This is a genomic window from Dactylosporangium maewongense (assembly GCF_039531485.1).
In the GTDB taxonomy this organism is placed as follows: Bacteria; Actinomycetota; Actinomycetes; order Mycobacteriales; family Micromonosporaceae; genus Dactylosporangium; species Dactylosporangium maewongense.
This window is the reverse complement of the sequence record NZ_BAAAQD010000078.1, coordinates 1-5,885: the sequence shown is the minus strand read 5'-3', so window position 1 is coordinate 5,885 and position 5,885 is coordinate 1. Positions and strand designations below refer to the sequence as shown.

The window sequence follows — 5,885 nt, the reverse complement described above, 5'->3', positions numbered from 1 at the left end:
CGATGCCGGCGTGCCGCTGCACGAACGTGCCACGGCGGGAGTCCTGGCCGGAGAGCCGGACCGTGACGCCCTGGTTGACCAGCGCGCCGAACGCGATGACCTCGCCGAAGCCCCAGTCGATGTCGCCCTCGGCGGCCATCTTGGCCCGGCGGTCCAGCAGCTGCTGCACGCGCTTGTGCGGGGTGAAGCCGTCGGGGAGCTCGACGTGGGCCTCGCCGATCGCCTGCATGACCGAGGCGTCGATCGCGGTCTGGACCTGCGGCTCGGGTCGCTGACCGGCGAGCACTGTTGGCCAAATCTGCAGGTGGTTGCCACGTGTGCGGTTTGGTCGAGCTGGCTGCGCCTGTCGGCGCCACCGACGGGCACGGTCATAGAACATTCCGCCACCACGCTGGGCGCGATGTGTTGCGCCAGCGCCAGCAGCCCGCTCCGGCGGTGGTGCGGACGTGGCCGTCGCCAGTGGGGGTGCCGGGGAGACCGCAAGCCCCTCAGCCTTGCGGTCTCCCCGGCGGATGCGCCGCGGCGTGCCGCGGGCCCGTCTGGCCGCGGCGCAAGGCCGAGCCATCGAACGATGCTGTCGGGGCGTCATGGCATGGCCCGCTGCGCACGCGAAACGCCCGCCGCGGCACGGTTAGGCCGACGACGGTCGTTCCGCGCCGTCACCCGCATGCGAAGCTGCTGCGAACGAGGCGCGACGGACCGGGCGTCACGCGTGCGTTCGGGCAGCCGGCCCAGAAAGCACCGGCGGCGTCGCTGAGCACGCGGCACGGCCGCTGCGGGCGCACCCCTGTCCGGGCGCTGTCGGCAGTTCGGCTGGGCGTGGGTGCGGGGCAGCTGAGGCCACGCCGGGATACCCGGCAGATGCTCGCGTCCATCCATCGATGACGTCCGATCGGGTGTAGTGCTGCTGAGCGGTGCGGATCACGTCCCTCGGCGCCTTTGTAGTCAGACGAGCGCAGTATCATCTGCTGCGCGGTCATCGCAGCCTCCCTCGCAGGTGATGGGCTCGGGAGAGAGGTTGCCGAGCTCCCAGGTTTGGTTTACGGCCTATCTCACGAGATTTGTGAGACGGCTGCAGCGGGGTGGCCGGTCTGTCGTCATCGCGGCCGACGAGGGGCGTCGTTGCCCCGCGAGGCGCGCCCGGCGACCCGCGCAGCGAGACGGTCGCCCGGGCCGGCATGCGTTCCCAGAGGCGCCTGTACCGTGCCAAACTGTTTTGTGGTTGTGAGCTGGGCTTTTGTGAAACGATCAGGCGGCCCGGCGGTACTCGTTGATCATGCCGCTCAGAACCCGTCGTCGATGGATCGGTTTGTTGATCGCGACAACGACGTCGGGGTCGTGGTCCGGTGGATGCTGGTCCAGGCTCTGGTGCGGCCGGTGCCGGTCGAAGTGGTTCCCGTAGTCGCCGAGCACCGCGCGGCGAGTCACCACCCGCGTGCAAGGCATGGCAGCATCGCGGCCATGCCCCTCAGTGTTCCCCGCCTCCGGATCGGCTCGACCGAGATCATCGCCCTCGCCGATGGCGAGGGCCCGTTCTTCTCCCCGCGCGCGGAGGCCTTCCCCGAGGCCACGGCCGCTCAGTGGGCCGAGGTCGACCGCTACGACCCGGGCGCGGTCGACGCCGAGGGCCGCTGGCGGCTCCAGTTCCGTGCGTACGCGATCCGCGGCGACAAGGGCCTCACCATCGTGGACGCCGGGATCGGCCCGGCGGACAGCCCGGCCAGCTCGTGGGCGCCCGTGCCCGGTGCGCTTCCCGAGTCGCTCGCCGCCGCGGGCATCGACCCGGCCGAAGTCGACATCGTGGTGCTCACGCATCTGCACACCGACCACGTCGGATGGGCGGTCGTGACCGAGGCGGCCGTCCCATCAGCGGGCGGCGCGGTGGACGGCAACGCTTCGACCGGCAGCGCGGTGGGCGGCGCCCCTGCCCCCGGCAGCGCGATCAGCGACCGCCGCCCCTACTTCCCGAACGCCGAATACCTGCTTCAGCGGGCCGAGTTCGACGCCCTCGACGCGCTCAACCCGAAGCTTCGCGAGACCCTCACCGACCCGCTCGCGGCGGCCGGTCGGCTCCGGCTCCTTGACGGGGACACGCCGTTGCGCGCTGGGCGCGCGGTCGCCACGCCCGGCCACACGCCCGGGCACCAGAGTGTACTGGTCGCCGACGGGCGCGAGCTGGCGCTCGTCACCGGCGACCTCCTGGTGCACGCGCTCCAGCTACTCCACCCCGAGCTCGCCTACGCGCACGAGATCGACCCTGAGGCGGCCAGGCACTCAAGGGAGCGCATGCTCGGCCTCGAAACCGCCACCACGCTGCACCTGGCGACACCGCATCTGACGGAGCCGTTCATCTCGGCGTGATCGCGGCCGCCCGAGGCGGCAGCCACATCCGGTCTGCGTGCAGGCACAGCACGCAGACCTTCTGATTGCGGAAGATCTTGACGTTCTTGACCTTGTCTGTGGTGTTGCGCCGACTCCAGATCTCGCCGAACGCCTGGAGGGGCCGGGCGGGGACGCGAAGGTCAGCTTCGAAGTTAGCCCAACGGCCCACCTCCGCAAACTCCTCGACGAACTCGCGCAACCCCCGCATGCGCGGGGAGCACGCTTGCTCGCCGGCCTTCCGCATCGACTCGACAAGCTTCGCTCCGCGAACCGTCCGCAGGGGCCGCGGCCCGGCCGCATACGCCTCGGCGGGATCGACGATGCACCGTTCAGGATGTGCGGTCTGGACGTCGGGCAGGTGAGAGCTGTACGTCGACGTCGGCGAATCGTTGTTTGCCGTCGACGCTGTACACGGCCCGCCGCCCGCCAAAGTTAGAGGTGGGTGTCTCATCGCGGGTCAGTTGGCGGCGGATGTACGGGGTCCCGCCGGGACAGCAGGTCGTCGATCAGACAGAGTCCTACAGGGCGCCATATCAGGCGCGGTGGGTGCCCCCGCAGGCGATGCTGAGGAGGGCGAGGGCGGCCTGCCGGGCGTCGGCGGCGGCTCGGGCGCGGGCGTGGTGGTTCGCGACCGTCGTCGCGCCGATGACCAGCATGAGAAGCTGCCGTCCCAGCGTGGCCGGGTCGGGTGCGCCCGCCCGGCTCGCGATGCTGGTGAGCAGATCGAGGCGTTGGGCGAGGTGCCGGCTGGCGACAGAGGTGGCCGGATCGGAGTGCCGTTGGGCGGCGGCGTTGAGGATCGCGCAGCCGCGGAACGTCGGCTCGGCGTACCAGCGATCGAGGGCATCGAAGACGGCGGTCAGTTGGGCAACGGGGTCGTCGCCGGCGGCCTCGGCCGCTTCGCGCAGCCAACGCGTGACGCGGTCGCTGCGGGATTCCAGGACCGCCTGAATGAGGCCGTCCTTGGACCCGAAATGCCGATACAGGGTCTCCTTGGAGACCTCCATGGCGGCACACAGCTCGGCGACACCGATGCCGTCGAGGCCCCGCTCGTAGAGCAGGTCGGTCGCCGCGATGCGGATGGCGGCGCGGGTGCGGGCCGGGTCCAGAGAGCTGCCTTTCGCTACGGGCATGAGGACATAGTACCGAACGGTTCGATGTTCTGCTATCGTGTCGAGATCGAACCGATCGGTTCGATCTGCCGAATGGCGACTGGAGGCACCGACGTGACGACGTCCCTCGATCCGCTCGTGACCGATCCCGCCGAGGACCTGCGCCCGCCCGCCAGCACACCCGCGCTGGCCATCGACAGCGGTGGCGAGACCTTGCTGGGACTCCTGCACGTCCCGGCCGGCCCCGGCCCGCACCCGATCGTGATCATGCTGCACGGCTTTCCCGGCAACGAGCGCAACTTCGACCTGGCGCAGGCGTTCCGGCGGGCGGGGTACGCCGCCCTGGTGTTCCACTACCGCGGATCGTGGGGGGTCGGCGGTTCCTGGTCGTGGGAGCACGTCCTGGAGGACGTCGCCCGAGTGCTGGCCGCCGTCCGTGACGGCTCCCTCGTGGCCACCCACCGGCTCGACCCGGCCCGGCTGTGCCTGATCGGCCACAGTCTCGGCGGGTTCGCCGCCCTGATGAGCGCCGCCGCCGACCCGTCCGTCGTCGCGGTCGCCTCGGTCGCGGGGTTCGACCTCAGCGTCGTGGACAGAGCCGGCCATGCCGATCCGGTCGCACGCGAGGCTTACATCGACATGTTCGACGGCGAACTGCTGCCACTGCGGGGTACCAGCGGGAAAGCGCTCGTCGCGGAGATCGAGGCGGCCGGACCGGGCTGGGCATTGACCGGGCTCGCGGCGTCGCTGGCCAACCGCCCGGTGCTGCTCGTCGGCGCTGGTGAGGACCACATCGTCACCCCGGTCGAGGTGCATCACCGACCACTCGTCGAGGCCTACCTCGCACACCCGGCGAACCGGCTGGAGCACCACGTCCTACCCGCCGACCACGCACTGTCCGGCCATCGGGTACAGCTGGCGCGTCTGCTGCTCAGCTTCCTCGACCGGCACCTGCGCCCTGTGCGGTGATCGCCGCATCGCCGAGCCCGAATGCACCGCGGCCGGGCGGACCGTGGCAGTTGGCCGGACTTGCGCTCGGTGCCGCAACTGCGCTCGGGCTCGCCCGGTTCGCCTACGGTCTGCTCGTGCCGGCCATGCGCACCGACCTCGGCTGGAGCCTTGCCCAGGTTGGCGCGGTGACCACCGCCAACGGCATCGGATACCTCGTCGGCGCACTGGTGACGGCGCCGCTGGCCCGGCTGCTGACGTTGACCGGCGCCTTCCGGTGGGGAATGGTCGGCTGTGTCGGTGCGCTCGGCGTCACCGCGGTGAGCAGCAGCTACCCCGCCCTGCTCGCCGCGCGCCTCGCGGCCGGCGCCGCGGGTGCGCTGGTGTTCGTCACCGGAATCGGGATCGCCTCCCGGCTGGCCACCGCGGTCGGCTCGGCCACACCGATCGGCGTCTACGTCGCGGGCTCGGGTGCCGGCATCGTGCTCGGCGGCGCCACGGTCCCCTCGCTGCTAGACCGGCACTCCGAACGTTGGCCGCTGGCCTGGCTCGGCCTGGCTGTCACCGCCGCAGTCGCCACCGTCATCAGCTGGCGCGCGGCACGCACCGACCCTCGCGACGACGGCGAGAACACCGAGGTCGCCGTACGCCGCCGAGCCCAGGTCCGTCCACTGTGGCGCTTCGCCGCCGCCTACACGCTCTTCGCCGCCGGCTACATCACGTACATCACATTCCTGTCGACCTATCTGGCCGAGCACCGGTGGTCGGCCACGCAGACGTCTCTGACCTGGACGATACTCGGCCTCGCCGTCCTCGCCGGACCACACCTGTGGAGCAGGCCAGCCGCCGCATGGCCACACGCGCGGACCCTCGCCACACTCCTGACGACGGTCAGCGCAGCCGCCGCCGCGCCGCTGTTGACGCCCGCCCCGGCGATGCTCATCGGGTCCGCAGCCGCCTACGGGGCCGCGTTTCTGTCCGTGCCAGCGGCCATCACCGCACTCGTGCGCGACACCACCACCCACGCCGACAGGATGCCGACGCTGGCCGCGTTCACGGCCCTGTTCGCCGCGGGCCAGACCGTCGGACCGTGGGTTGCCGGCTGGCTCGCCGACCGTACGACCTCGGGCGCCACGCTCGCCTGGACGGCACTGCTCTGCGCCATAGCAGCCGTGCTCGCCGCCAGCCACTCGCCCCGGCACGCCGACCGGTAAGTTTCGCTTTTGGAGCGGTGGTTACCTGGCGCCGGTTGGCGTGGGTCACGACATCGGTCGGCGGCTGATCGATGTCCTGGGCTTGCCAGGCGGTTTCGTACTCCTCAGGGCTACGGTAGCCGAGGTCGCGTTGGATGCGGCGATGGTGAGATTCTGCTCGTTGGTGCGGTGGTGGAAGAAGGCGTGGGCTCGCCGCGACGGCATCCACGAAGTGTTCCTCGCCCTTGAC

7 protein-coding genes and 1 pseudogene are annotated in these 5,885 nt (G+C 71.0%); 4 read left to right on the top strand and 4 right to left on the bottom strand.

Annotated elements, in window-relative coordinates; translation table 11 throughout:
* Both ABD332_RS59695 and ABD332_RS59690 read right to left on the bottom strand, forming a co-directional pair.
* Positions 1-268 (bottom strand): annotated as a pseudogene (locus ABD332_RS59695) (hypothetical protein); the annotation flags it as partial.
* Positions 269-1,248: 980 nt separating this feature from the next.
* Complete coding sequence (locus ABD332_RS59690) at positions 1,249-1,428, bottom strand: transposase (protein ID WP_344516039.1); 180 nt, start codon at positions 1,426-1,428, stop codon at positions 1,249-1,251.
* Positions 1,429-1,461: 33 nt separating this feature from the next.
* On the opposite strand from ABD332_RS59690, the gene ABD332_RS59685 reads away from it, so the two are divergent.
* Positions 1,462-2,361: an MBL fold metallo-hydrolase gene (locus ABD332_RS59685; protein ID WP_344516037.1), complete on the top strand. Its 900-nt coding sequence runs from the start codon at positions 1,462-1,464 to the stop codon at positions 2,359-2,361.
* Here ABD332_RS59685 and ABD332_RS59680 read toward each other — a convergent pair.
* Together ABD332_RS59680 and ABD332_RS59675 are read right to left on the bottom strand one after the other, a co-directional pair.
* Positions 2,348-2,581 (bottom strand): hypothetical protein, encoded by a 234-nt coding sequence (locus ABD332_RS59680; protein WP_344516035.1) that lies wholly within the window; start codon positions 2,579-2,581, stop codon positions 2,348-2,350. The two genes, ABD332_RS59685 and ABD332_RS59680, sit on opposite strands and share 14 nt — an antisense overlap.
* A 334-nt stretch (positions 2,582-2,915) precedes the next feature.
* A complete protein-coding gene (locus tag ABD332_RS59675) occupies positions 2,916-3,515 on the bottom strand; it encodes a TetR/AcrR family transcriptional regulator (RefSeq protein WP_344516033.1) in 600 nt (199 codons plus the stop codon).
* Positions 3,516-3,587: 72 nt separating this feature from the next.
* Here ABD332_RS59675 and ABD332_RS59670 point away from each other — a divergent pair, with 72 nt between their 5' ends.
* The 3 genes from ABD332_RS59670 to ABD332_RS59660 form a co-directional block, all read left to right on the top strand.
* Positions 3,588-4,463, top strand: coding sequence for an alpha/beta hydrolase family protein (locus tag ABD332_RS59670; RefSeq protein WP_344516031.1), 876 nt, complete (start codon positions 3,588-3,590; stop codon positions 4,461-4,463).
* A 50-nt stretch (positions 4,464-4,513) separates the two neighbouring features.
* Positions 4,514-5,656 carry a YbfB/YjiJ family MFS transporter gene (locus ABD332_RS59665; protein WP_344516029.1) on the top strand — a complete coding sequence of 381 codons (1,143 nt, stop codon included), beginning with the start codon at positions 4,514-4,516 and terminating at the stop codon, positions 5,654-5,656.
* Between the two features lie 40 nt (positions 5,657-5,696).
* Positions 5,697-5,885: SGNH/GDSL hydrolase family protein (locus tag ABD332_RS59660; protein ID WP_344516027.1), on the top strand; the 189-nt coding region annotated here is incomplete at its 3' end.

Bases quoted from the DNA above. Each gene is read 5' to 3' on its own strand.
- ABD332_RS59685 (WP_344516037.1), top strand. From the start codon at position 1,462: ATGCCCCTCAGTGTTCCCCGCCTCCGGATCGGCTCGACCGAGATCATC.
- ABD332_RS59670 (WP_344516031.1), top strand. From the start codon at position 3,588: ATGGCGACTGGAGGCACCGACGTGACGACGTCCCTCGATCCGCTCGTG.
- ABD332_RS59675 (WP_344516033.1), bottom strand. From the start codon at position 3,515: ATGCCCGTAGCGAAAGGCAGCTCTCTGGACCCGGCCCGCACCCGCGCC.